Consider the following 25696-nt stretch of genomic DNA (forward strand, 5'->3'; position numbering starts at 1 on the left):
CCACCGATGTTGCGGTAGAGACGCGGGGTAGCACCCTTTACCATCGCGATCCTTATCAGCCGTTACCGGTTCCGCCGGGGCAATCGGGTTCGACGTCGCCGATCGCCTGGGCTACGCCGCCTTTGCCGCCGATATTGCGCGAACCTCCGGTGCCGGCGCCACCTATCAGTCCGGCGTGGCCGTCGTCACCGCCGATGTAGTCACGCGACAGGCGGCGATGGTCGCCTTGATGATCCGAGGCGGTATCAGGACCCATCGTTGGTGATGGCCTGGTGCATACCGGTCACCATCGCAAAGTCATCGAAAGACCCTGTCCGATAGGCAAGTTCGAGAATGCGCTACCCCACAGGACGCGGTGATGATCTTGTTCGCTGAGCCGGCCGGTGGAGCGAGCGCACTCAACGATGGACTAGGTCCCATCGCGGCCACAGACAAAACCGGCATTCGCGGTGCCGTCACCCATATCAGCCGTCGGCGCCGGCAGGGCCTGGCGCACCGAACAGCGATCCGCGGCGACCGCCTGCACCGCCGGTCCCGCCCGGATTACCGAACCCACCTAGACCACCGGCTCCGCCGTCGCCGACTAGCACGGCATTGCCGCCTTGGCCACCGTTTCCGCCGCCACCTTGAGCTCCAGTGGCCGGGTTGAGCCCGCCGATGCCACCGGCCCCACCGGCCGCGCCATTGCCGATCACCGCGGCATTGCCGCCGGCACCGCCGTTCCCGCCGATACCTCCGGTCCCGCTATCTCCGCCATTTCCTCCGTTGCCTCCGACCGCGGGATTGCCGATCAGCCGGGCATGGCCTCCGGCACCGCCGTTACCGCCATTACCCGGGGTTAAGGTGCCGAGCACACCGTTACCGCCGTTCCCTCCGACCCCGCCGCTGCCGATCAACCCGGCAACCCCGCCGGCACCGCCGATGCCGCCGTCCCCGCCAGGATTGGCCTTTCCTAGGCCTAGACCGCCGGTTCCGCCGTCCCCGCCGGATCCGCCGTTGCCCTGTAGCAGTCCGCCATTCCCGCCGCCGCCGCCGGTGCCGCCGTCTCCCCCACCGGGCAGCCCCGTGCCGCTGAACGTCGCGGTCCCGCCGTTCCCGCCGTGCCCGCCGTGCCCGCCGGCGCCGATCAGCCCGACACTGCCGCCGACACCGCCCATGCCGCCGACACCACCAACGTTGCCGCCCCCGCCGTTTCCGCCGTTTCCGCCGTCTCCACCGGTGCCGATTACCCCCCCGGCCCCACCGGCACCGCCAATACCGCCGCGGGCACCATCGTTACTGCTCCCGCCGTTCCCGCCGTTCCCGCCGGCCCCACCATCGCCGATCAGCCCGCCGGCACCGCCCGCCCCACCGTCCCCGCCGACAACACCGGTGGTGTTGAGCCCCGCGTTCCCGCCATTCCCGCCGGCACCGCCGTTGCCGTACCACATCCCGCCGCGCCCGCCGTCGCCACCGGCGCCGCCAGCCCCACCAGCGCCAGCTTTGGGTGGTACTCCGGACCCGCCGTTGCCGCCGACCCCGCCATCGCCCCACAACCCGGCAGCACCGCCAGCCCCGCCGGCCCCTCCACTGGCATTGTTGGCTGTAACGGATCCGCCGTTGCCGCCCGCACCCCCACTGCCGTACAGCCATCCGCCGCTGCCGCCGTTACCACCGGCCCCGGTGCCGAAGCCCGCGCCCCCGGCTCCGCCGTTGCCGATCAGCCCGGCCGAGCCGCCACTGCCGCCGTTGGGGTTCGAGGCGTCGCCGGCCCCGCCGGCCCCGCCGTTGCCATACAACAACCCACCGGCACCGCCGTTTTGCCCAGGCCCCCCATCGGCGCCGTTGCCGATCAGCGGGCGCCCCAGCAACGCTTGGGTGGGCGCATTGATCGCATTGAGCAGGCTCTGCTCGACGTTGGCGGCCTCGGCGTTCACATACGCCCCCGCGCCCATGCTCAGGGCCCGCACAAACTCCTGGTGAAACGCCGTCGCTTGGGCGCTAAGCGCCTGATAACCCTGTGCGTGGGCGCCGAAGATCGCCGCGACCGCGACCGACACCTCATCGGCACCCGCCGCCAGCACGCTGCCCGTCGGCAGCGCCGCCGCCGCATTCGCCGCGCTGATCGTCGAACCGATACTCGCCAGATCGGTGGCCGTGGCCGCCATGAACTCCGGCACCGCAAACACAAACGACATCCCGCACCTCCGACCAGCTCAGCACGACCCCGGTATGTCCGGCTACAGGCGAACACTCGGTAGCGCCGATCGTATCGTGACCAGGACGCAATGAAAATATATTCACCGAAAATGCATTCAGCGCATCAGCTGCCTTAGCGAATCCACGTCGCTACGGAGATTTCCGATCAGGGCCGCGCGCCGTTACATCACGCGTTCCTAGGTCGCCTGCAAAACCAGCGGCGGACCAGGGTCGGGTGATAGCGGAACATTCTCGCGCTGCATCAACCAGCCCGCAATGTTATGGAACAGCGGTGCCGCAGAGTGCCCTGGCGTCCCGTCGGCGTTGCGTTCCGGGTTGTCCATCATCAGGCCGATGACGTAGCGGGGATTGTCGACGGTGGCCATCCCGGCGAACGTGATCCAGTAGACGTTGTCGAAATAGCATCCGCAGGCGGGGTTGATCTGCTGCGCCGTCCCCGTCTTGCCCGCCATCTGATAGCCCGGCACCGCGGCGGCGGGTCCGGTGCCCTGCTGATAGCCCATCGGGTCGTGCTGCACGACGGCGCGCAGCATCTGACGTACGGTCTGGGCCGTCTGCGGCGACACCACCCGGACCCCATCGGGTCGTGGTTCCTCGGTCCGGGTGCCATCGGCGGCGATGGTCGCCTTGATGATTCGGGGTGGTATCCGTACCCCGTCGTTGGCGATGGCCTGGTACATGCCGGTCATCTGTAGCAAGGTCATCGAAAGACCCTGTCCGATAGGCAAGTTCGAGAACGTGCTACCCGACCACTGGTCGATCGGCGGCACCAGCCCAGCGCTCTCACCGGGCAGCGCCACACCGGTGCGCTGACCCAACCCGAACTTGCGAACCATGTCGTAAAAGCGTTCCGGGCCCACGCGCTGCGCCAGCATCAGCGTGCCGATATTGGAGGACTTCCCGAAGATACCGGTAGTGGTGTAGGGCATCACGCCGTGTTCCCAGGCGTCATGGACGGTGATACCACCCATCTGAATCGAGCCCGGGACCTGCAGCACTTCGTCGGGGTTGGAAAGCCCGTACTCGATGACCGAGGACGCGGTGATGATCTTGTTCACCGAGCCCGGCTCAAACGGCGAGGACACCGCCGGGTTGCCCAGTTGCTTGTCGCCCTGACGCCCGATGTCCTGGGAGGGGTCGAAGGTGTTGTCGTTTGCCATGGCGAGCACCTCACCGGTCTTGGCGTCGAGCACGACCGCTGAGACGTTGCGGGCGCCGGACAGGTTCTTTGCCTGCTGCACCTGCTGCTGCACATAGAACTGAATGTCGTCGTCGAGGGTGAGCTGGACCGTCGAACCGTGAACCGCCTTGTGCCGGTTGCGGTAGCTGCCGGGGATGACGACGCCGTCTGACCCGCGGTCGTAGGTGACCGACCCGTCGGTTCCGGCCAGCGCGGCATCCAGGGAGTCCTCAAGTCCCAGGAGGCCGTGGCCGTCCCAGTCGATGCCGCCGACGATATTGGCCGCCAGCGACCCGCCCGGGTACTGGCGCAGATCCTGCCGCTCCGAACCGACTTCGGGATACTTCGCCGAGATCGCGCCGGCAATGGCGGGGTCGACGGCGCGCGCCAGATAAACAAACGACTCATTGCTTTGCAGCTTCTTCAACAAGGCCGCGGCGTCGGGCTTGTTGTTCAGCTTGCCCGCGATCTCCCGGGCGATGTCCTTGAGCCGCTGCTGCGGGTCTGGCGCGCGCGAGGACTTCTTCTTGGCTTCTTCCAGCTGTTGGCGAATCCTTTTGGGCTGGAAGGTCAATGCGCGCGCCTCGATGGTGAACGCGAGACGGTCGTTGTTGCGGTCGACGATGGCGCCACGGACCGCTGGTTCGACGTCGGTGACCTTGAGTTGACCGGCCGCCTGGGCGCGCAGTTCGGAGGCATTCGATACCTGCAGGATGAACAGCTGTGTCGCGGCCACCATCATCAACGCGAAGATGACCGCGTTGCCGGCCCGATGCCGAAAGACGAACGAGGCACCTCGGGTCGCGACTTCCATCGCCTGGCGGGTACGCCGGTCCCGCGCCGAGCGACCCGCTGAGACTTCCGCTGGCCGCGCCACCGGACGAGATTTCTTGGCTTCCTTGGCTTTTCGGACGCGCTTGGGTTCCCGAACTTCCTTGGCCTGCCGAGCCTTCGGCGGCTTGCGGGCACCGCGAGACGGCGCCGACTGCGACGGCCGCGGCCGCCGAGAGTCGCCGCGACTCACCGTGGCGCCCCTGGCGCCGGGGCGATGACGGGGGTGAATTGTTCGCCGTTAGCCGGCACTGGCGTGAGCGCCGGCGGTACGGTCGTCGGCGGGGGTGCCAGCACGGGGGCCAGAGGTAGTCCAGGGGCCGGGGGCACTGTCTCCGCTTGCAGGGGCATCGGCACTTCTGGCGGCACGTGGACAGACAACGGGGGCGCCGCATTTACCGGAGCCGGCAGCGGGCCCGGTACTTCCGGCACTGCTCCAGGCAGCACCGGCGGCTGGCCCGGCACCTGGGTTGTCAGGTGCGGGTCAGCGCCCAACGTCGACGAACCGTCTGGCGCGCGGAGCAGCAACTGCGGCCCGGGCCTGGCGGGCGCCGGGGGATCACCGGGGCCCGGCGACAGCCGGACCGGGACCTCAGGAGGAACCACCGGCGGCTTTGGGGGCGGCGGCGGACCCTCTTCGGGAAGCTTTGTGTTCAGCGGCGGCGGCGGCACGCCGTCGGCCGGCTTGGGGGTACCCACGACCACCCAATTGCCGTCCGGAGCCTGTACCAGGTGTGCGGTATCCCGCGTCGGGATCATGCCCTGCTTGCGGGCCGCCTCTGCCAGCGCCGGCGCGGACTGTGCCTCACGCACATCGCGTTCGAGCGCCTCCTTCTGCTGCTGCAGCATCCGGGTCCGCTCGCGGGCGTGGCTCAACTGGTACGAACGCTCGGCGGCGTCAGTGGACAGCCACAGCGTCAGGCCCAGCCCGACTCCAAGCGAACCGATGACCAACACGACGAACGGGACCTTGCTGGCTATCGTGCGTGGCCGCAGATCGATGGACGCCAGCCGGGCGGCCATTCGCTCGGTCAGTTTGGGACGAACAACCTTGGGCGCCTTAGCTTTCCGCGCCTTGGCCCGCGCCCTGGCCTGACTGGTGTTCTTCGGCCGGGCGGACCGATCGACAGGCCGGGGAATCGGGCTCGTTTGCGGTCCCGATTGCGCTGGCCGCGCCTCCTTTGCGGGCGCGCTGGTCTTACGGGTGCGACGCGACGACGCCGAGTCGGCCTTTGTACCGAGCCCGCTGCGCCTGCTTGATCGGGCCGAACCGTCGCGCCCGCTGCGACGATCGCTGCCGCGGCGTTTCGGCCCCTCGCGCTTCGCGCTCATGAATCGCCCTTCCCAACTCGTTCCACGGCCCGCAACCGCACCGGGGCGCTGCGGGGATTGCGTTCGATCTCGGCGGCATCCGCTCGTTCGGCGCCACGCGTCAGCGACCGGAATCGCGGCGCGTGGCCGGGAAGTTCGACCGGAAGGTCCGGCGGCGTTTGGGAGGTGACCGCGTCGGCGAACACTCGCTTGACGATGCGGTCCTCCAAAGACTGGTAGGACATCACCACGATGCGTCCGGCGACGGTGAGCGCCTGCAGCGCCGTGGGAATGGCGGCGCGCAGCGAGTCCAGTTCCTCGTTGACCGCGATGCGCAGCGCCTGAAACGTCCGCTTGGCCGGATGCCCGCCGCTGCGCCGGGCCGGCGCCGGAATCGCCTCGTACAGCAAGGCGACCAGTTCGGCGGTCGAGGACAACGGGGCGCGGTCGCGGCGCCGGACGATATGCGCGGCGATCCGGCGCGCGAACCGCTCCTCGCCGTACCGGCGTAGAATGTCGGCCAGCGCGGCCTCGTCGTAGGTGTTGACGATGTCAGCCGCGGTCAACGGCGCCGACGGGTCCATCCGCATGTCCAGCGGCGCATCCGTGGCGTAGGCGAAGCCGCGCTCCGGACGGTCCAGCTGCATCGAGGAGACACCGAGATCGAATAGCACGCCATCGACCGATTCCGCTGCGCCACAACCGGATTCGGCCAGCGCGGCGGCGAGTTCGTCATACCGTTTGTGCGCCAAGGTAATCCGATCGGCGAATCGCGCGAGCCTCGTTCGGGCGATGTCCAGGGCACTCGGGTCGCGGTCGAGTCCGATCAGCCGCAGACCCGGCAAGGCGACAAGGAACCGCTCCGCGTGCCCACCCGCGCCCAGCGTGGCATCGACGAGGACGGCGTTCGATCCGTCTGAGCGCTGGCGGGTCAGTGCCGGGGTGAGCAGCTCGACGCAACGATCAGCCAACACCGGCACATGACCGAAGTCGCTTGACTCACCTCTCCGATCAGGCATCGTGACACCTTCCCGGGTCCGGCCCGCCCTGTTTCGGGACCCGGCTACCCGTGGCGCCGCCCCTGCACCGAGGTCCCTGTCCGAAGGCACGCACCTGGCGTTGGGGAAGTACGCCAGGGTCGGTTCGGGCAGAGACCACGGTGCACAGGCATGCACCTCAGAGTCAGGGGTGATCGCAAGCGCGGCGCAGCCGGGCACTGGGGGCACCTCCCGCTTGCGGGGGACAGGTCGCCACTCATCAGAAGATGTCGCCGAGTGCTTCATCGCTGGCCGCGGAGAAGTTCTCTTCATGGATTTGTTGATAGTCCTGCCAGGCCTGCGCATCCCAGATCTCGAGGTAGTCGACCGCTCCGATCACCACGCAGTCCTTGGAAAGGCCGGCATAGCGGCGGTGGTCGGCCGACAGCGTGATCCGGCCTTGACTGTCGGGATGCTGTTCGTCGGTGCCGGCGGCCAGATTTCGCAGAAACGCCCGGGCTTCGGGATTGCTTCGCGGCGCCTTGCTTGCCCGACGCGCCAGCTGCTCGAACTCGGCCCTCGGGTATACGGCGAGGCTGTGGTCTTGGCTCTTGGTGACCATCAACCCCCCTGCCAACGCGTCGCGAAACTTGGCCGGCAGCGTGAGCCGGCCCTTGTCGTCGAGTTTGGGCGTGTAGGTGCCGAGAAACACTGGGGCACCTCCAACTTGCTTCTCACCCAAACGCTTCGGCCACCATACCCCACAATCCCCCACTTTGCCCCAGAAACACCCCCTCCAGGGGTGGCTTTGGCGTGTCTCGTCGTCGATTCCCCACGCCGGCTCGCGGAAACGCGACCGTCGAGCGACGCTTGGGCCAGGACGGGGCAGCGGAAAGCCGCACTTCAAATGCCTATATGCGGGAGGTGGCCCACAGGTGGGGCCGAGTGGGGCACGTTGGGGCACAACTACGGCACAACTTGGGCTCGGTATGACCTACCGACTCGGACCCTCAGTGGAATCCACGCACAAGAACGGGGCAGCCAGATGGCGTACCCCGTGATGTCTTATTGCGTTTCGGCTACTCGTCGAAACGACGCCGGAACCGATCCTCCATACGGCTGGTGAACGAGCCGCCCGCACCTTTGGCGCGACGCTGGCGCGACGACCCAGTCGCGGGTCCACCGCGATCCCCCCTGCGGGACAACCGTGGACCGGTGATGGCATAAACCACGCCGCCGAACATCACGACGAAACCGAAGACACTGAGAATCGGGAAGGTTCCAATCATCGTGGCCTTGAAGGCCACCCCGGAAACCAGCATCCCGAGGCCGATGACGAACAATGCCGAACCCTGCAAACGCCGCCGTGCGGTCGGCGCCCGGAAACCTCCACCCCGGACACTCGACGCGAACTTGGGGTCCTCGGCGTAGAGAGCGCTCTCGATCTGATCGAGCATCCGCTGCTCATGATCGGAGAGTGGCATTCGTCCCTCCTTGCCGACAGATGGTTGCGTGACTACCGGTAACAGGCGGATGCCCGTTGTGCGGGTAACTAACTCAGATGATACGAGGTCAACCTGCGCCGTACCACTGGTTCGCCGGCGATTCTATCCGGGCTGCACGCCGGGCCGCGCGCTAGCGAAGCGGTGGGCCAGACCGGCTATGCGATGCGCTCCGTCACGTTGACCGCTCGCAGGACCGCGCGTGAATGCGCGGGTACGCCGTCCGATACTGGTTTCATACGCACCGCACTGATCGTCAAATGAGGAGGGCACCGCGAGTTGGCGATATTCCTCATCGATCTGCCGCCGAACGATATGGAGCGTCGCCTCGGTGATGCCCTGACTGTGTATGTCGACGCGATGCGTTACCCGAGGGGCACCGAAAATCAGCGCGCCGGCATGTGGCTGGAGCATCTGAGTCGGCGCGGCTGGCAAGCGGTCGCGGCGGTAGAGGTTGCAGCAGTAGGCGAAGTCGAACCAGCAGTGCCGGCCCAACCGGTCGACCTCTGCCCAAGCGCTGCGGAACTGAGCGACGCACCGATGCTCGGTGTGGCCTACGGCTATCCCGGGGCACCGGGTCAATGGTGGCAGCAGCAGGTCGTACTGGGCTTGCAGCGCAGCGGCTTTCCACCGCATGCGATCACCCGGCTAATGACCAGTTACTTCGAGTTGACCGAATTGCACATTCATCCCCGCGCCCAAGGCCGTGGCCTCGGCGAGGCCTTGGCTCGCCGGCTGCTCGCCGGCCGCGCCGAGGACCATGTCTTGCTGTCTACGCCAGAGACCAACGGCGAGGCCAACCGGGCCTGGCGGTTATACCGGCGGCTGGGCTTCACCGACATAATCCGCGGATACTACTTCGCCGGCGACCCTCGAGCCTTCGCGGTCCTGGGGCGCGCGCTACCGCTATAACGCCCCACCCGCCAGACGGCTTGCCGCAGCGGCACACCGGGTCTGGCACGATGACCTGGTGCGCGCCAGCTCTCCCCCGCTCCCAGCCGCCCGATCCCGGCTTTTCACGGCCCGCCGGCGCCGGCTGCTGGCCATCGCCATGCTGCTGATGCTGGTGCCCCTGGCCACCGGCTGCCTGCGGGTACGAGCGTCGATCACCATCTCGCCCGATGACCTGGTGTCCGGAGAAATCATCGCCGCGGCCAAACCGAAAACCAGCAAAGACACCGGCCCTCAGCTGGAGAACAACCTGCCGTTCAGCCAGAAGGTCGCCGTCTCCAACTACGACAGTGACGGCTACGTGGGGTCGCAGGCGGTGTTTTCCGATTTGACCTTCGCCGAGTTGCCGCAGTTGGCCCACATGAACTCCGACGCCGCCGGCGTGAGTCTGTCGCTGCGCCGAAACGGCAATCTAGTGATTCTGGAGGGCCGGGCCGATCTGACCTCGGTGACGGATCCCGACGCCGACGTCGAGTTGACCGTCGCATTCCCCGGGACAGTGACTTCCACCAACGGTGACCGCATCGAGCCCGAGGTGGTGCAATGGAAGCTCAAACCCGGCGTGGTGAGCACCATGACCGCACAGGCGCGCTACACCGATCCCAACACTCGCTCGTTCACCGGGGCCGGCATTTGGCTGGGCATCGCGTCGTTCGCGGTCGCCGGTGTGGTGGCGCTGCTGGCTTGGATCAGCCGGGACAGGTCCCCGCGGTTCACGGCCCCGGGCGACCAACCGCAGGACTAAGCAGGGGCTAAGACTAAGCAGGGGCTAAGCAGCCTGTGGCGGCGCCCAGTACGCCAGCATCTCCGCGAACGTCTGGAATGCCGGCGCGGAAACGCCATACGTCGCTTCCAAGTGAATGCTCAACGGAAAGCCCAGGTCGGCGACGCCGTCTATCACGCGCTTGTACAAGTCGACCATGAGCTGGCGTTTCGCGGCGGGTTCACTGCCGGCCAGCTTCTTGACGAACTCCTGTTCGTCGGCCACCGCCGCGTTGCCAGGATCCTGAATCAGCCAGGTGATCAGGCCGACACGCGTCTCGACCTGGGGGACGAACCCGAACGACAGCAGAATCTCGGGGCGATGGTCGGTGTTCTTGGCGAACTCGGCCAAGAAACCCACGATCGCATCGGAATACAACAATTGGGTCATGCCGTAGGTCGCGCCCTGATTGCACTTGAAATTGAGCCGGCCCTGTTCGGCGTCCCTGGTTGGAATGACGATCACACCGCGGTTTGGCACCAGCTCGCGGTAAATCGACAGGGCATCCGTCGGCGCGACGCCGGAGCCTTCACCGTCGTTCATGGTGCGCGGCACCCCGACGAAAACGACACCTTCCATGCCGGCGGCGGTCAGGTCGCCGAGCCGCCGCCGCAGGGATGCCTCGTCCATAAACGCGGTGACCTGCGTGCACAGGCCGTTGAACCCGGGCAACTCCGGCTTGATGACCGACCAGAAATCCAGCACATCCAGCCTCGGCCGCATCGGGACGGGCCGATCGTCGTCCTCGGCGATCATGCCGGGAATCATCACGTGCCGGATGCGTCCGTCGAGCCCGAACTCGGCCGAGTAGCGCACCACTTTTTGCGCATCTTCTAGCGCCCGTTCCTTACCGCCGTCAACATTCGGCGGTACCAGCTCGAGCGCGATGGTGTTGAGCGTCACACGGTTCCTCTTTCTTAGATTGCCAACTCCCCGACCGCGCCACGCCGCGCAAACCTGTGGTGCCCAGGCCTACCGCCGGCCCACCAGGTCACCCCGACAGCATAGGTGCGAGGTAGTGAGTCAGTCGAAACGAGCGGCGCCCGCTCGAATCAAAACGCCACCCGCGCCCAGGCCGAATACACTGTCGGGCTACAGAGATGCCGAGCAGAAAGGGGCGCCGCCCTGAGCCTGGACGCATCGGCAGCACCGGCAACCGCGGAGTTGGCCGGCGCCATGACCGACCAACTGCGACGGTATCTTCGCGACCGTCGTAGCGAGGCCGCCTATATCGGTAGCGACTACGGCGCTCTGACCGCCTGGCTCGAAGACTTCGCGCTCAGCCGGGGCAAGCGACTGCGACCGGTCTTTGCCTACTGGGGCTGGCGTTCAGTCGCCACCCAGGAGCCCGATCCTGATGTGCTGCTGCTGTTTTCCGCACTGGAGCTGCTGCATGCGTGGGCGCTGATACACGACGATGTGATCGACGCCTCTCGGACCCGCCGCGGCAAGCCGACGGCCCATGTGCACTTCGCGGACCTGCACCGGGAGCGGAACTGGCGAGGCCCGGCCGACCAGTTCGGGATATCGGCGGCCATCCTGCTCGGTGATGTGGCGCAGGCGTGGGCGGACGACATAATCTCCCGGGTCTCGCAGGCCTGTCTGACGCCCGGCGCGCAGCGGCGGGTCCAGCGCGTGTGGGCCGACATCCGCACCGAGGTGCTAGGCGGGCAATACCTCGACATCGTCGCCGAAGCCAGCGCCGCCGAGTCGGTCGCTACGGCAATGACCGTCGCCACTTTCAAGACCGCTTACTACACGGTCTCGCGACCGCTGCAGCTGGGAGCAGCAGCCGCCGCCGATAGACCCGACGTTGCAGAGGTGTTCGGACAGTTCGGGACGGACCTCGGGGTGGCGTTCCAGCTGCGCGACGACGTGCTTGGCGTGTTCGGAGACCCGGCGGTCACGGGCAAGCCGTCCGGCGACGACTTGAGGTCTGGGAAGCGCACCGTGCTGGTGGCCGAGGCGGCCGAACTGGCCGACAAGTCAGATCCCGCGGCCGCGAACCTACTGCGAACCTCGATCGGCACCGAGCTGACGGACGCACAGGTGCACGAACTGCGTGAGGTGATCGAGCGGGTCGGAGCGTTGGCGGCCGCGGAGAGCCGGATCACCGCGCTCACACAGCGCGCGCTGGCCACGCTGGCGTCCGCTCCCATCAACGCCGCCGCCAAGGCCGGGTTGTCCGAACTGGCCAGGATGGCTACGGATCGGTCCGCCTGACCTATGCCCACTCCTCCTGCAGTTAAAGCGTCTGTTGCCCAACGCTTTTCGCGAATCCGCGGGTTCGCCACCAGTGCCGACGGCGGGCCGGCGTGGCTGGGCTTGCTGGGAGCGTTGCTGATCACCGCGGGCGGGTTGGGAGCCGGCAGCACCCGTCAGCATGACCCGCTGCTGGAATCGATTCACATGTCCTGGCTGCGCTTCGGCCACGGGCTGGTGGTGTCATCGATTCTGTTGTGGCTGGGCGTTGCGCTGATGCTGATCGCGTGGCTGAGACTGGGCCGACGAGTGCTGGCCGGTCCCGGTCGGAACTCGGCCACCGAGTTCACCATGAGAGCCACCACCGCCTTCTGGTTGGCGCCGTTACTGCTGTCGGTGCCGGTCTTCAGCCGGGACACCTACTCGTACCTGGCCCAGGGCGCGCTGCTGCGCGACGGCCTGGATCCATATGCGGTTGGTCCGGTCGGCAACCCGAATGCGCTGCTCGACGACGTAAGCCCGATTTGGACGATCACCACCGCGCCCTACGGTCCGGCGTTCATCCTGGTTGCCAAGCTCGTCACGATCATCGTCGGCAACAACGTCGTCGCCGGGACCATGCTGCTGCGGTTGTGCATGCTGCCCGGGCTGGCCCTGCTGATCTGGGCCGCCCCGCGGCTGGCTCACCACATTGGCGCCGACGGCGCGAAGGCCCTGTGGATCTGCGTTCTCAACCCCCTGGTGCTCATCCATCTGATGGGTGGGGTGCACAACGAGATGCTGATGGTGGGCTTGATGGCCGCCGGTATCGCGTTGACCTTGCAGCGCCGCCACGTCGCCGGGATCACGCTGGTCACGGTGGCGATCGCGGTCAAAGCCACCGCGGGGCTGGCGTTGCCGTTCTTGTTCTGGGTGTGGGCGCGTCATCTACGTGATGACCGCGGCTACCGACCGGTGCCAGCGTTTTTAGCGGCCGTCTTGTGGTCCCTGGTGATTTTCATCGCGGTATTCGGGGTGTTGTCCGCGGTGGCCGGGGTCGGCCTGGGGTGGCTGTCCGCTCTGGCCGGTTCGGTGAAGATCATCAACTGGCTGACCGTGCCGACCGCGGCCGCGAACCTGATCCACGCGTTCGGCCACGGGTTCTTCTCGGTCGACTTCTATACCCTGCTGCGGGTCAATCGGCTTATCGGAATCCTGATCATTGCCGTGTCACTACCGGTGCTGTGGTGGCGGTTCCGGCGCGACGACCGGGCCGCATTGACCGGCATCGTGTTGACGATGCTGATCGTGGTGTTGTTCGTCCCCGCGGCCCTGCCGTGGTACTACTCCTGGCCGCTGGCCGTGCTGGCCCCGCTGGCCCAGTCACGCCGCGCGATGGCGGCCGTCGCCGGGTTCTCGACCTGGATCATGGTGATCTTCAAGCCCGACGGATCGCACGGCATGTATTCCTGGCTGCATGTCGGGCTGGCAACCGCGTTTGCGCTGGTGGCTTGGTACTCGCTCTACCGGACATCGAGCGCCGACGAGCCCGAGCCGACACCCGTCAATAGGCCATAGCCTGCGCGCGGCGCACAACTTCTCGGGCCTGGTGTGCATGCAGCGCGTCGACCGGACGCGCGTTGCTCACGGCGTCGCGCGAACCGTCGCGGGTGATGGTCAGCGAAGGGTCGCGGGTAAACAGCCAGCGCACAATCTCGGTGTCGTGATATCCCCCGTCGTGCAGGATCGTCAGAAGGCCCGGCAGGCTCTTGACCACCTCGCCGGAGTTGGTGAAGAAGACCTGCGGTATGACCACACCTCCGCCGCGCCGCACCGCCACCAGGTGGCCTTCCCGCAGCTGCTGGTGCACCTTGCTGACCGGCACGCCGAGTAACTCGGCAACCCGGGTCAGGTCGTAGGTAGGTTCGTCAGGATCCAGAACGTCGTCGCCGGCGGGAATACTGCCCACGGCGCCAGTGTAGAGCCTGGTGCGCGGCCAAGTGAGCGCGTTGACCGTAGGTTCTCAGACCCATTTGGATTCCCACCTACGATGGCCCCGTGGTTGGAGCTGGGGACACATTGGACAGCACGCTGCTGGATGGCCGCTACCTGGTCCAGGCCAAGATCGCCAGCGGCGGCACCTCGACGGTGTACCGCGGCGTCGACGTTCGACTCGACCGCCCGGTCGCGCTGAAGGTGATGGATTCACGCTACGCCGGCGACCAGCAATTCCTGACCCGCTTCCAACTCGAGGCCCGCACGGTCGCCCGGCTGAAAAACCCCGGACTGGTCGCGGTCTATGACCAGGGCCAAGATGGCAGACACCCGTTTCTGGTGATGGAGCTCATCGAGGGCGGCACCCTGCGTGAGCTGTTGGTAGAGCGTGGCCCGATGCCACCCCATGCCGTGGTGGCGGTGCTTCGCCCGGTACTGGGCGGGCTGGCCGCCGCGCACCGGGCCGGCCTGGTGCATCGCGACGTCAAGCCCGAGAACGTCCTGATCTCCGACGACGGGGACGTCAAGATCGCCGATTTCGGGTTGGTGCGCGCCGTCGCCGCCGTCGGAATCACCTCGACCAGCGTCATTCTGGGCACCGCGGCGTATCTGTCGCCTGAGCAGGTTCGCGACGGAAACGCCGGTCCCCGTAGCGATGTCTACTCTGTCGGGATCCTCACCTATGAGTTACTGACCGGACGCACACCATTCACCGGCGACTCTGCGTTGTCGATCGCCTATCAGCGGTTGGACCACGATGTGCCAGCTGCCAGCGCTGTGATCGAGGGTGTGCCAACACAATTCGACGAGTTTGTGGCGTGCGCTACCGCCCGTGACCCCGGCGAGCGATACGCCGATGCGGTCGAGATGGCCGCCGATCTGGACGCAATCGCGGAGGAACTGGCGCTGCCGAGCTTCCGAGTACCAGCGCCGCGCAACTCTGCCCAGCACCGGTCGGCGGCGCTGCACCACAGCCGAATCGGCCAGCACCAGGCCAAGCCACCGGTGCACCAGCCCACCCGCCAGTTCATCCGCGAACCCGCTGCAGCTGAGCCCGACTGTGCCGATGACTACGAATACGCGCCTGTATCAGGCCAATTCGCGGGCATCTCGATGGACGAATTCGTGTGGGCGCGGCAGCGCTCGCGACGCATGATGCTGATCTGGGTGGCAATCGTGTTGGCGGCCACCGGGGTGGTCGCGACGGCGGCATGGACAATCGGCAGCCATCTGAACGTGCTACTTTAGTTGGCGAGCAGACGCAAAAGCCCCCAAAAGCGTTGGCTTTTGGGGGCTTTTGCGTCTGCTCGCCAACCTTAGCCGCGCAACATTTCGGCGACCAGGAACGCCAACTCCAGCGACTGCTGGGTGTTCAGCCGTGGATCGCAGGCCGTCTCGTAGCGGCCGGCCAAGTCGTGGTCGGAAATGTCTTGCGCCCCACCGAGACACTCGGTGACATTCTCGCCGGTGAGCTCGACATGGATGCCGCCCGGATGAGTCCCCAGCGCACGATGCACCTCGAAGAACCCCTGCACCTCGTCGACAATGCGATCGAAGTGCCGGGTCTTGTAGCCGGTCGATGACTCGTGGGTGTTGCCGTGCATCGGATCGCATTGCCAGATCACCTGGTGGCCGGTGGCCTGCACCTTCTCCACGATCGGCGGCAGCAGGTCGCGGACCTTGTTGTTACCCAGCCTGCTGACCAGTGTCAGCCGGCCCGGCCTGTTGTGCGGGTCGAGGCGCTCGACGTACTCGACGGCCAGTTCCGGGGTAATCGTCGGGCCGATCTTCACCCCGATCGGGTTGGCGATCACCTCGGCGAACGCGATGTGCGCGCCGTCAAGTTGGCGGGTCCGCTCGCCGATCCACACGGTGTGGGCCGACAGGTCAAACAACTGCAGCTCCCCCTCGATATCCGACAACCGCAGCATCGCACGTTCGTAGTCGAGCACCAAAGCCTCATGGCTGGCATAGATTTCGGCGGTTTGCAGATTGCGGTCGGCCACCCCGCAAGCGCTCATGAAGCGCAAGCCCCGATCGATCTCCGTCGCCAGTGCCTCATAGCGCGCGCCCGCCGGCGAGGTCCGGACGAATTCACGGTTCCAGTCGTGGACCAGGTGCAGCGACGCCAGGCCCGACGACGTCAACGCGCGCACCAAATTCATTGCCGCACTGGCGTTGGCGTAAGCCCGCACCAGCCGCGACGGGTCGTGCTCGCGTGCCGCGGCATCCGGGGCGAAGCCGTTGATCATGTCGCCGCGATAGGACCTCAGGCCCAGTGCGTCGATGTCGGCCGACCGTGGCTTGGCGTACTGACCCGCGATGCGGGCCACCTTCACCACCGGCATGCTGGCGCCGTACGTCAGCACCACGGCCATCTGCAGCAGGGCGCGGACATTGCCACGAATGTGAGGTTCGGTGTTGTCGGTGAATGTCTCTGCGCAGTCGCCGCCCTGCAGCAGAAATGCCTCACCCTTTGCGACCTGGGCGAGCTGTTCCTGCAGCCGGACGATCTCGGACGGCACCGTCACCGGCGGCACACTTTCAAGCACAGTGCGCATCGCCAGGGCCTGGTCGGCGGGCCAGTTGGGCTGCTGGGCGGCCGGCTTGGCCAGCGCGGCGTCCAGCCGGGCCCGCAAATCGGCAGGCAGCGGCGGCAACGGCGGCAGCTGGTCGATCGGAATGTCGACAGTCCAGTTCATCGGTCTATGGTAACCGTGTCCAGCCGACGGCTGATCAGGACGAACGTGCTCCCCGGCCCGCATCGTCGACGCGTGATCCGTATGGTCCGTCTCGCCCCCTACCGCGCCTACCCCCGACCCGCATCGTCAACGGAGGTGATGATGCGGAACCGGCGCAGCTGATCACGGGCATCGACGAGCGCGTCGTGCACATCGCGCGGCCGCGGCGGCAGCTGAGGGCACCCGCGGTCCTCCCACAACTGCCGTAGTTCGCGCGTGAAGCGGGGCAGCGCCGCCGGTAGGGCCGGCATTGGGCCCCACAATTGGCACAGGGCGACGTGGTCGTAGGCCGCCACCCAGGCCCACAGCTCTATTGGATCACCGCCATCGACATCGAAGAACTTCTCCAGGTCCGCGCGGATCTGCCGACGCGAGCGCCACAATTGCGACGCCGGGGGCGGCAGCTTGGGCAAGACATTGGCGCGCACCCAGCGACCAGCACGCTCGGCATCGAATTCGGTGGACACCGCGTAATACTCGCGGCCATCCTCGGCGACCACCCCGATCGAGATCAGCTCGATGATGCGGCCGTCCTCAATGAATTCGGTGTCGTAGAAGTACCGCACCGCCGCAGCCTAATCCGGCGAGCAGACGCAAAATCCCCCGACATACGCGATTTTCGGGGGATTTTGCGACTGCTCACCGGGCTATCTGGCGAGGCGATCTGGCGCGGGGCATCTGGCGTCGGGCTATCTGGCGATCAGGATCGGCTTGGTTCCCTCAGGTGGTGGCGCGGGGTGGACGTCAAGGTCAAGCTGGGCGTCGACCGCCCGCTCATCGGGTAGCCGCGGGGTGCCTGCGATCGCACACTGCAGCCACAGCTTGGCCTGCACGACGGGGCGTCGCCATATCCGCTCCCGTTGCAGGGCACGCCGCATTTTGTCCGGCTGGCGGGTGTACCGCCATCGGGCCCAGGGTGCATGCGGACGCGACAGCCGGATCGCCCCGACGACCAGCAGCACGACGATGAACATGCCCAGCAGCCCGGTCCACACCTTGCCTTTGAGCAGCACCACCACCGCCAACGGCAACGTCAGCACCAATCCGCCAACCAGTGTGCTTTGCAGCACCACCCAATCGGTGCCATGCCGGATCGGCAGGAACAACATCAGCGGGTGCAGCCCGAGAATCAACAGTCCCGCTACAGCCACCGCCGCGAATACCGCATCCACCGAGCTGCGTCCGTCCTCCTCCCAGTACACGTCGGACAGGTGCAGAATCAGCGCATACTCGTCGAGCACCAGCGCTGCGCCGATCCCGAAAAGTATTGCGGCAATGGTGAATTGAGGTTCTTGCCCGTTGACCGACAAGGTCACCAACGTCAGTCCGGAGATCATTACCAGGACCACCCCGAATGCGACGTGGTGGATATGCACCGTCCCGATATGGATATTGCGGGGTTGCCACCACCTGGTCGGTCGGCCCCGGTCGGCGCGATGGCGAATTACGCGCACAAAAGTACGCGTGACAAAGAAAGTCAGGATGAAGGCGACCAAACAGCACAGCAACGGCAAGCGGCCGCGGTCAACGATGTCATGCTGCAGCCAACCAAGCACAACAAGAACGTACGCTTACCCGTCTGCGTAACCCGGGAGCCGCGCTGCGCGGCCTGGCACCTCGCGAGCACCGATTAGGCTGTCTGGCGACATGAGTAACTGGCAGGCGCCCGAGCTGGGCAGTCGACTCGGGCGGGTCTTGTTGTGGTGGTGCCTGCCCTGGCTATTGGCCGCCGCGGCGCTGGGCTGCCTGGCCTGGCAGTTGTTCGGACACACCCCGTACCGGATCGACATCGACGTCTATCAGATGGGCGCCCGAGCCTGGCTGGACGGGCGTCCGCTGTACGACGGCGTGTTGTTCCACACGCCCATCGTGGACCTGCCATTTACCTATCCCCCGCTGGCGGCAATCGTGTTCATCCCGTTCGCTTGGTTGCAGATGCCGGCGGCCAGCGTCGTCATCACACTGTTGACGCTGGCGCTGCTGATCGTGTCGACCGTGGTCGTGCTGACCCGCCTCGACGTGTGGAGCACCTCGAAGCTGCTGCCCGGCCCGGCCTGGTTGCGCCGGGTGTGGTTGGCGGTGGTCATCGTCGTTCCCGCGTCGATCTACCTGGAGCCGATCAACTCGAACTTCGCTTTCGGTCAGATCAACGCCGTGCTGATGACATTGGTGATCGTCGATTGTTTCCCGCGCCGCACAGCATGGCCACGCGGATTGCTGCTCGGCTTGGGGATAGCGCTGAAACTCACACCGGCGGTGTTTCTGCTGCACTTCCTGCTGCGTCGCGACAATCGGGCGGCTCTGACCGCGGTGGCGTCGTTCGCGCTCGCAACGCTGGTCGGTTTCGGGCTGGCCTGGCGCGATTCCTGGGAGTACTGGACCCACACCTTGCACCACACCGACCGGATCGGTGAGGCGGCCCTGAACACCGACCAAAACATTGCGGGTGCATTGGCGCGGCTGGCGCTCGGAGAACACGCAACCCGGCTGCTGTGGCTCATCGCGTCCCTGTTGGTATTGGCGGCAACCATATGGGCGATGCGACGGGTGCTGCGCGCCGACGAACCCACGCTGGCCGTGATCTGCGTTGCCCTGTTCGGGTTGGTGGTTTCGCCGGTTTCGTGGTCACACCACTGGGTGTGGATGCTGCCGGCGGTATTGGTGACGGGCGTACTGGCCTGGCGGCGCCGCAACGCCACGCTGGCGGTGGTCACCGCCGCCGGGGTGGCGTTGATGAGGTGGACGCCGATCGACCTGCTTCCCAAGCACCACGAGACGACCGCGGTGTGGTGGCGCCAACTCGCCGGGATGTCCTACGTATGGTGGGCGCTGGCGGTCATCGTCGTGGCCGGACTGACCGTTACCGTCCGGATGGCGCCGGAACGCTCGCCGGAGCCCGGCCTGACGCCGGTCCCGGCTGCCGGCTGACCCGCGGTTGCGATCACCGCAGCCGCGCTTGCGATCGCCACTAGCCGGCGGCTGTGTCGGGAATCCGCGCGGCGTCTTTAGAGCCGCCAGCGTTGCTGCCGTCTTTGACGCTGGCCGCGTAGATGTCGACATACTCCTGACCCGAGAGCCCCATCAGCTCGTACATCACTTCATCGATGACGGCTCGCTCGATGAAGTGGTTCCCAGCCAAACCCTCGAATCGCGAAAAGTCCATCGGCTTACCGAAACGCACGGTGACTCGGCCAAATCGCAGCCTCTTGGTGCCCGGTGGGTTGACGACGTTGGTGCCTATCATCGCGACCGGGATCACCGGAACCCCGGAGTGCAACGCCAGCCGCGCCAACCCGGTTTTGCCCTTATAGAGCCGACCGTCGGGCGAGCGGGTGCCTTCGGGGTACATGCCCAGCAGCTTGCCTTGGCGCAACAATCCCTCTGCGGTTTGCAACGCGGCGTTCGCGGCATCGGGGTTGTTGCGGTCGATGGGTACCTGGCCGGAGCCGCTGTAGAACCAGCGGTTGATCCAGCCCTTCAACCCGGTGCCGGTGAAGTATTCCGCCTTGGCCAAGAACCAAATCCGGCGGCGCACCACTAACGGAAGGTAGAAACTGTCGGCCACCGCGAGATGGTTACTGGCGAGAATGGCCGGCCCGGTTCTCGGAATGTTTTCCATGCCTTCGGTTTTCGGCCGACCGAGCAGAGTAAAGAGCCAGCCCATGAAGATGTACTTGAATAGGTAGTACCACATGGCTCCCTCTCGCCCGCCCGCACCGATTGGTGTCTGCGCCAACTGTACCCATCCGCGACGGCTGCGACCACCTGCGCGGGACCATGCTCAGTCCTGGCTCATTCCTGGAAGGTAACGGGGATGGGCTGGTAGCGCGCTTTCGGGGCGCCGTGGCCGTTGGCGGTCCCGGCGTCTGTCTCGCCGGGGATGCCGCCACCCGACGGATCATCATCCGGCGGCGGTTTCGCCGACCGGTCGATGTCGTCGACTATGGCGCGAATCACGTCGAGCAGGGCGACACTATGGTCCGCGATAACCGTCAACAACGGGTGCTGCTCGCCGCTTACCAACGCGGCCAGCGCGCACACCGGGCACCACACCTGCTGGCACTTACCCGTCCCCGGGCCGGCGCCCGATGCCATCGCGGCGGCGGCCCGCAACGCAGGGTCGACGCCATCCAGGATTGCCTGCGCAAGCCGTCGCAGCTCGGGACCAACATCGGTATGAGCCCTACTCACCTCGGCCATACCTCCGGATCCGGTCGAAATCGAACTGTCAGCTCACTGCCGCGCAGCTGCGCGTCCAGCACCGTACACCGCCGCAGTACCGAAGCCAACCGAACCCTGCGCCGCACCCCGCCGGCGCTGACGATCAAGTCGTCGTCGGACCGGCCCAGCGTCAGCGATCCAGGATCGAGCTGAGGCAACGCCAGCCTGAGTCGGTATATCGACTCCAGCCCGGACCCAGACTCCAGGTCAACGATCGGACGCAGCGGTCCCGGTGGCGCGGCCCCCCTGCGCCGCCGGGAACCTTCGAGCAGCCCGCTCAGCGCCTTTGGGCCAATCGGCTCACCGGACAAGTGTGGAATCAGCACCAGCGCCACGTCACCGATGGTGGCATCCAATTCTTCGAGGACGGCCCGTTGCTCGGAGATGCGTTCGGCATACCAATAGAACGCGGGATGATCGGGCAGACTGCGGTACTCGTAGGACTCGTCTCGGACGAGAACCTGGTTGACGAGCAGCTCTTCGACGCGCACACCCATCAACGCCAAGGAACCCAGCGTCCGGACGGCCTCGGCCGCGACCACCCGCTCAGGGGTCAGCACCAGGTGCGCACTGACCAGCGCACCGTCTGTCAACAACGCGCTGAGCTCCTCGACACTGGCGCTGATGCGCTCGAGCAATTCCACCACCGCGGCCGAGCGGCTGTCGTCGGCTGCGATGCTGAGCCTGCGATGCCGCGGCCAGGCCCGCTCCACGTACAACCCGAGCGTGGCGGGCAGCGTCAACATCCGCAGCGCATCCGCGGTTGAGGCGCAGTCTACGACGATACGATCCCAGCGTCCCGCGGCCGCGAGCTTGCCGACGGCGTGCAGACCGAGTACTTCCTGGATCCCGGGCAATGCCGAGAGTTCTTCGGGCGCAATGCTGCCCAACTCAGAGTCGGGAAATCGGCGGTCGAGAGCACCGACCACGTCATGCCAACGGTCCTCGAGCAGAGCCAAGGTATCCAGGGCCAACGCGTCTAGAAGGCCGGCGCCGGCCTTCGCGTCCCCGGTTTCGAGGTCGGTGAGGACACGAACCGGCTCGCCTCGACCGGTCGGGGGAACCGTAATGCCCAGCACGTCGCCCAGCGAGTGCGCCTGGTCGGTGGAAACCAGCAGCACGCGCTGGCCGGCGCTGGCGTCACAAACCGCGGTGGCGGACGCCAGGGTGGATTTTCCTACCCCACCCTTGCCAACAAAGAGACTGATCCGTGCCGGGGTGGGAGCCAAGGAGTCACTGGATTCACTCAGCCCTCGACTCGCTTCTTGAGATCCTTCAACGCGCCGTCGATCAACCTGCGTTCGGCCTTGCGTTTGAGCATTCCGAGAATCGGGACCGCAAGATCGACCGAGAGCTCGTAGGTCACATCAGTGCCAGAGCCCTTGGGCGCCAAGCGATATGAGCCTTCAAGCGCCTTTAGCAGTGAGCTGGATTCCAGAGTCCAGCTCAGCGACTGGCGGTCTGCCGGCCACTCGTAGGACATGATCAAGGTGTCTTTGAAGATGGCCGCGTCCATCAACATCCGCGCCCGTTTCGGGTATCCCTCGTCGTCAGCCTCGAGTACTTCGACTTCCTTGTACTCCGAGATCCATTCCGGGTAGGCCTCGATGTCGGCGATCGCCTTCATCACCTCGCCCGGATCCGCGTCGATGTAGATCGTCTGCGTCGTCTTCTCCGCCACCTGGCCACTTCCCTCCGGGAGAAACGGTAATCTTGTGCCAAACCTTGACCCGGTTAAACTACCGGAGAAACCCCCACGGGGCGTGACTCTTCCAGCTTGGTTTTCACCTCGAATGCCATATTCTTGCCCGCCACCCGGCGGCGGTGCGTCATTTTGGCCAGCTTCATCCGGGCCAGCTGCCAGGCCGCTACGCCGGTCGGTTCGGCGTGCAAGAAGTAGTGCAGCACCACCCCGTCCAGCAATGGTTCCAGCCAGACTTCCATCGTGCCGGTCAGGGCGCCGGTAACGGCCCATCTGATTCCCTTCTCAGCGCGATCCTCGGTGACCTGCAGTCGCAGATCCGGCCACCACCGACTCCAGTTCGACCGATCGGCGATGGCGGCTCCGACCCGGGCGCCATCGGCAGCTATGTACGTCTCGTCGGCGATCTGGATGCTATACATTGCCTCAGCTTCACATATGCGCCCAGCACGCCCGACCGGCCATCTCGATGCTGCACAAATGCCACTGATTAGGCTGGGCGACAGCAACCCGACCACCAAACCGTCATCCAAGGTCAAGCGAGGTTAAAAGAGTGCGTCAGTACAGTGTCCCCGCCCGCTTTGCCGTCGGCGAGCACGACCACGTCGCCGCCGTGGTGTACGAGCACGAACGCAACGATCCGGACTACGTGATCTACCAGCGCTTGGTCGACGGCGCATGGACCGATGTCACCTGCGCCCAAGCGGCCAACCAAATTCGTTCTGCCGCGTTGGGTTTGATCTCGCTTGGCGTGCAGGCCGGCGACCGGGTTTCCATCTTTTCAGCCACCTGCTACGAGTGGGCGATCCTCGACCTCGCGATCCTGTCGATAGGTGCTGTCACCGTACCGATCTATGAGACGTCGTCGGCCGAGCAGGTGCGCTGGGTGCTGCAGGACTCGGAGGCAGTGCTGGTGTTCGCGGAATCCGATGCGCACGCGTCGATAGTCACCGAGCTCACCGGTGAACTGCCCGCGTTGCGCCGGGTGCTGCACATCAGCGGTTCCGGGCCCAAGGCACTCGATCAGCTCGTCGAGGCCGGTGCGTCGGTCGATCCGGCTGAACTGACCGCCCGGCTCGAGGCGTTGCGTGCCGAGGACCCGGCGACGCTCATTTACACCTCTGGCACCACAGGACGACCCAAAGGCTGCCAGCTGACGCACTCCAACCTGCTGCACGAAATCCGGGGGACCCGGGAGTGCCTGCCGACGCTGCTGTGTCAGGGTCAGCGGCTGCTGGTTTTCTTGCCCCTGGCCCACGTGCTGGCCCGGGCACTCACGTTGTCCGCGTTCACCAGCAAAGTGGCCGTCGGGTTCACCAGCGACATCAAGAATCTGCTGCCATTGTTTGTGGTGTTTAAGCCGACGGTGGTGGTGTCGGTGCCGCGGGTGTTCGAAAAGGTATACAACACCGCCGAGCAGAACGCCGCCAACGACGGCAAGGGCGCCATTTTCAAGATCGCCGCACAGACCGCGGTCGACTGGAGCCAGGCGCAAGACGACGGCAATCCGGGATTGTTGTTGCGCGCAAAGCATGCGGTGTTCGACCGGCTGATCTACCAAAAGCTGCGTGCGGCGCTCGGCGGCAACTGCCACGCCGCCGTCTCGGGTGGAGCTCCGCTGGGCGCGCGGCTTGGCCACTTCTACCGCGGTGTCGGCGTGACCATCTACGAGGGCTACGGCCTAACCGAGACCAGCGCAGCGATCACGGTGAACCAGATTGGCGGCCTGAAGATCGGGACCGTTGGAAAGCTGTTGCCCGGCAACAGTTTGCGCATCGCCGACGATGGTGAACTGCTGGTGCGCGGCGGCGTGGTGTTCACCGGCTACTGGCGCAATGAGCAAGCGACCGCCGAGGCATTCACCGACGGCTGGTTCCGGACGGGCGATCTCGGTGCGGTCGATGAGGACGGCTTCTTGACCATCACTGGGCGTAAGAAGGAGCTCATTGTCACCGCGGGCGGTAAGAACGTCGCCCCCGCGGTGCTGGAGGATCAGCTGCGGGCGCACCCGCTCATCAGCCAGGCAATGGTGGTCGGGGACAACAAGCCGTTCATCGGTGCGCTCATCACCATTGACCCCGAGGCGTTCGACGGCTGGAAGCAGCGCAACGGCAAGACGACTAGCGCCTCGGTGAGCGAGCTGGCCACCGATCCCGACCTGGTCGCCGAGGTGGACGCCGCCGTCAAGCACGCCAACCTGCAGGTATCGCATGCTGAGTCGATCCGCAAGTTCCGCATTCTGCCCGTCGACTTCACCGAGAACACCGGCGAGCTGACCCCGACGATGAAGGTCAAGCGCAACGTGGTGGCCGAGAAGTTCGCCTCCGACATCGAGGCGATCTACAACAAGGACTAGCCCCGAGCAGACGCAGAATCGCCCTGGAACCCTCGGTCCAGGGCGATTCTGCGTCTGCTCGCCACACTTAGCCGCGCGACGCAAACGCCCCAATCCGTGCGGATATTGTTTGTGGTGTTTAGCTTAGCTAGCTGCTGCATGACATCGTCGAGCGTGACCAACTGCCATTGGTGTGCTGCTTAGCCCTCATACTGAGGTTCTTCGTGACAAGTAGTTTCGTACGTCTCATCCGCCGAGGCGCACGACGGCCGGCGGTGTGGTGGCAGCCCGGAATGTCCAAATCAGGTCCAGGCACATCCACCACGTCGCCTTCGGGGTGGTCCCGGTGATGATCTGGGCTGAGCTCGAAGACTTCCGCGCTCTGGTGAGCCAGGCCCAGGCGACGTGGTCGCGGTAGCGGTGCCCGACGAGCTGGGCTGATGTACGGGCGTTGTGCAATGTGCATCGTATTCGCGCCAGATACAGTGAATTTGCCCTTGAACTGTCGTGATGCAGTTTGGTGCAGTTCATCATGGACCGTATTTCAGGGTGCCCGGGGCATCGTAGAGGTCTGCGCATTACCGACGATTGGGTCTGTCACGTCTCAGCGGAGGCATGAGATGTCGTATGTGGTCGCGTCACTGGGAACAACGGGCGCGGCGACGCCGCAGGTCCCGCGCGGTCGGCCCTGGCAACGAAACCTGACGGCGGTGGGCTTGCTCGCCCACCAACGGCTACGGCAGTACGGCGCTGTGTCAGGTTGTCTAGCTGCGCAAACGCCCAATCCAGGGGGAATGACAGCAGGCC

Annotated in this window: 23 protein-coding genes and 1 pseudogene; 7 read left to right on the forward strand and 17 right to left on the reverse strand. The window is 65.9% G+C overall.

Annotated elements, in window-relative coordinates; all coding sequences use genetic code 11:
* Window positions 1–213: 213 nt before the first annotated feature.
* The 7 genes and pseudogenes from AADZ78_RS29145 to AADZ78_RS16425 form a co-directional block, all read right to left on the reverse strand.
* A pseudogene (locus AADZ78_RS29145) lies at window positions 214–343 on the reverse strand (hypothetical protein); the annotation flags it as partial.
* Window positions 344–464: 121 nt separating this feature from the next.
* Window positions 465–2177 carry a PE family protein gene (locus tag AADZ78_RS16400; protein WP_085250542.1) on the reverse strand — a complete coding sequence of 571 codons (1713 nt, stop codon included), beginning with the start codon at window positions 2175–2177 and terminating at the stop codon, window positions 465–467.
* Between the two features lie 198 nt (window positions 2178–2375).
* Entirely contained in the window at window positions 2376–4403 is a 2028-nt protein-coding gene (locus tag AADZ78_RS16405) for a peptidoglycan D,D-transpeptidase FtsI family protein (RefSeq protein WP_085250541.1), read from the reverse strand.
* Window positions 4400–5542 (reverse strand): hypothetical protein, encoded by a 1143-nt coding sequence (locus AADZ78_RS16410; RefSeq protein ID WP_085250540.1) that lies wholly within the window; start codon window positions 5540–5542, stop codon window positions 4400–4402. The genes AADZ78_RS16405 and AADZ78_RS16410 overlap by 4 nt, the downstream gene beginning before the upstream one ends.
* Window positions 5539–6696 carry a 16S rRNA (cytosine(1402)-N(4))-methyltransferase RsmH gene (rsmH, locus tag AADZ78_RS16415; RefSeq protein ID WP_139828711.1) on the reverse strand — a complete coding sequence of 386 codons (1158 nt, stop codon included), beginning with the start codon at window positions 6694–6696 and terminating at the stop codon, window positions 5539–5541. The genes AADZ78_RS16410 and rsmH overlap by 4 nt, the downstream gene beginning before the upstream one ends.
* 82 nt (window positions 6697–6778) lie before the next feature.
* A complete protein-coding gene (gene mraZ / locus AADZ78_RS16420; protein ID WP_067416315.1) occupies window positions 6779–7210 on the reverse strand; it encodes a division/cell wall cluster transcriptional repressor MraZ in 432 nt (143 codons plus the stop codon).
* 367 nt (window positions 7211–7577) lie between these two features.
* Window positions 7578–7982, reverse strand: a complete 405-nt coding sequence (locus AADZ78_RS16425) for a DUF3040 domain-containing protein (protein WP_085250538.1) — start codon at window positions 7980–7982, stop codon at window positions 7578–7580.
* Window positions 7983–8279: 297 nt separating this feature from the next.
* Between AADZ78_RS16425 and AADZ78_RS16430 the strand changes: the two genes are divergently transcribed.
* Complete coding sequence (locus AADZ78_RS16430) at window positions 8280–8912, forward strand: GNAT family N-acetyltransferase (protein ID WP_085250537.1); 633 nt, start codon at window positions 8280–8282, stop codon at window positions 8910–8912.
* A gap of 139 nt (window positions 8913–9051) precedes the next feature.
* Window positions 9052–9696, forward strand: a complete 645-nt coding sequence (locus tag AADZ78_RS16435; protein ID WP_085250536.1) for an LppM family (lipo)protein — start codon at window positions 9052–9054, stop codon at window positions 9694–9696.
* Window positions 9697–9720: 24 nt separating this feature from the next.
* Here AADZ78_RS16435 and AADZ78_RS16440 read toward each other — a convergent pair whose 3' ends face one another.
* Window positions 9721–10617 (reverse strand): mycobacterial-type methylenetetrahydrofolate reductase, encoded by an 897-nt coding sequence (locus AADZ78_RS16440; protein WP_085250535.1) that lies wholly within the window; start codon window positions 10615–10617, stop codon window positions 9721–9723.
* 261 nt (window positions 10618–10878) lie between these two features.
* Here AADZ78_RS16440 and idsA2 point away from each other — a divergent pair, with 261 nt between their 5' ends.
* Together idsA2 and AADZ78_RS16450 are read left to right on the forward strand one after the other, a co-directional pair.
* Window positions 10879–11937: a bifunctional (2E,6E)-farnesyl/geranyl diphosphate synthase gene (gene idsA2, locus AADZ78_RS16445; protein ID WP_085250534.1), complete on the forward strand. Its 1059-nt coding sequence runs from the start codon at window positions 10879–10881 to the stop codon at window positions 11935–11937.
* 3 nt (window positions 11938–11940) lie between these two features.
* Window positions 11941–13473: an alpha-(1->6)-mannopyranosyltransferase A gene (locus AADZ78_RS16450; protein WP_085250533.1), complete on the forward strand. Its 1533-nt coding sequence runs from the start codon at window positions 11941–11943 to the stop codon at window positions 13471–13473.
* Here the strand turns inward: AADZ78_RS16450 and AADZ78_RS16455 are convergent.
* The gene (locus AADZ78_RS16455) at window positions 13460–13864 is read right to left on the reverse strand and encodes an Rv2175c family DNA-binding protein (protein ID WP_085250532.1); all 405 of its coding nucleotides are present in this window, start codon (window positions 13862–13864) and stop codon (window positions 13460–13462) included. The two genes, AADZ78_RS16450 and AADZ78_RS16455, sit on opposite strands and share 14 nt — an antisense overlap.
* 89 nt (window positions 13865–13953) lie before the next feature.
* Here AADZ78_RS16455 and AADZ78_RS16460 point away from each other — a divergent pair, with 89 nt between their 5' ends.
* Window positions 13954–15138: a protein kinase domain-containing protein gene (locus AADZ78_RS16460; protein ID WP_139828710.1), complete on the forward strand. Its 1185-nt coding sequence runs from the start codon at window positions 13954–13956 to the stop codon at window positions 15136–15138.
* 68 nt (window positions 15139–15206) lie between these two features.
* Here AADZ78_RS16460 and AADZ78_RS16465 read toward each other — a convergent pair whose 3' ends face one another.
* The 3 genes from AADZ78_RS16465 to AADZ78_RS16475 all read right to left on the reverse strand — a co-directional run bounded on the left by AADZ78_RS16465 (window position 15207) and on the right by AADZ78_RS16475 (window position 18187).
* Window positions 15207–16592 carry a class II 3-deoxy-7-phosphoheptulonate synthase gene (locus AADZ78_RS16465; protein ID WP_204800690.1) on the reverse strand — a complete coding sequence of 462 codons (1386 nt, stop codon included), beginning with the start codon at window positions 16590–16592 and terminating at the stop codon, window positions 15207–15209.
* A 107-nt stretch (window positions 16593–16699) separates the two neighbouring features.
* Window positions 16700–17197, reverse strand: coding sequence for a polyadenylate-specific 3'-exoribonuclease AS (locus AADZ78_RS16470; RefSeq protein ID WP_085250530.1), 498 nt, complete (start codon window positions 17195–17197; stop codon window positions 16700–16702).
* A gap of 123 nt (window positions 17198–17320) precedes the next feature.
* Complete coding sequence (locus AADZ78_RS16475) at window positions 17321–18187, reverse strand: hypothetical protein (RefSeq protein ID WP_085250529.1); 867 nt, start codon at window positions 18185–18187, stop codon at window positions 17321–17323.
* Between the two features lie 91 nt (window positions 18188–18278).
* Here AADZ78_RS16475 and AADZ78_RS16480 point away from each other — a divergent pair, with 91 nt between their 5' ends.
* The gene (locus tag AADZ78_RS16480) at window positions 18279–19559 is read left to right on the forward strand and encodes a glycosyltransferase 87 family protein (RefSeq protein WP_085250528.1); all 1281 of its coding nucleotides are present in this window, start codon (window positions 18279–18281) and stop codon (window positions 19557–19559) included.
* A 40-nt stretch (window positions 19560–19599) separates the two neighbouring features.
* On the opposite strand, the gene AADZ78_RS16485 is transcribed toward AADZ78_RS16480, so the two are convergent.
* The 5 genes from AADZ78_RS16485 to AADZ78_RS16505 form a co-directional block, all read right to left on the reverse strand.
* A complete protein-coding gene (locus AADZ78_RS16485; RefSeq protein ID WP_085250527.1) occupies window positions 19600–20325 on the reverse strand; it encodes a lysophospholipid acyltransferase family protein in 726 nt (241 codons plus the stop codon).
* 98 nt (window positions 20326–20423) lie between these two features.
* Window positions 20424–20822 (reverse strand): hypothetical protein, encoded by a 399-nt coding sequence (locus AADZ78_RS16490; protein WP_085250550.1) that lies wholly within the window; start codon window positions 20820–20822, stop codon window positions 20424–20426.
* Window positions 20819–22081 carry an ArsA family ATPase gene (locus AADZ78_RS16495; RefSeq protein WP_085250526.1) on the reverse strand — a complete coding sequence of 421 codons (1263 nt, stop codon included), beginning with the start codon at window positions 22079–22081 and terminating at the stop codon, window positions 20819–20821. The genes AADZ78_RS16490 and AADZ78_RS16495 overlap by 4 nt, the downstream gene beginning before the upstream one ends.
* 17 nt (window positions 22082–22098) lie before the next feature.
* Window positions 22099–22533 carry an SRPBCC family protein gene (locus tag AADZ78_RS16500; RefSeq protein WP_085250525.1) on the reverse strand — a complete coding sequence of 145 codons (435 nt, stop codon included), beginning with the start codon at window positions 22531–22533 and terminating at the stop codon, window positions 22099–22101.
* A gap of 53 nt (window positions 22534–22586) precedes the next feature.
* The gene (locus tag AADZ78_RS16505) at window positions 22587–22976 is read right to left on the reverse strand and encodes a polyketide cyclase / dehydrase and lipid transport (RefSeq protein ID WP_085250524.1); all 390 of its coding nucleotides are present in this window, start codon (window positions 22974–22976) and stop codon (window positions 22587–22589) included.
* Between the two features lie 131 nt (window positions 22977–23107).
* Between AADZ78_RS16505 and AADZ78_RS16510 the strand changes: the two genes are divergently transcribed.
* On the forward strand, window positions 23108–24910 hold the full coding sequence (locus AADZ78_RS16510) for an AMP-dependent synthetase/ligase (RefSeq protein ID WP_204903372.1): 1803 nt from the start codon (window positions 23108–23110) through the stop codon (window positions 24908–24910).
* Window positions 24911–25696: the final 786 nt, after the last annotated feature.

This window comes from Mycobacterium riyadhense, from assembly GCF_963853645.1.
Taxonomy (GTDB): Bacteria; Actinomycetota; Actinomycetes; order Mycobacteriales; family Mycobacteriaceae; genus Mycobacterium; species Mycobacterium riyadhense.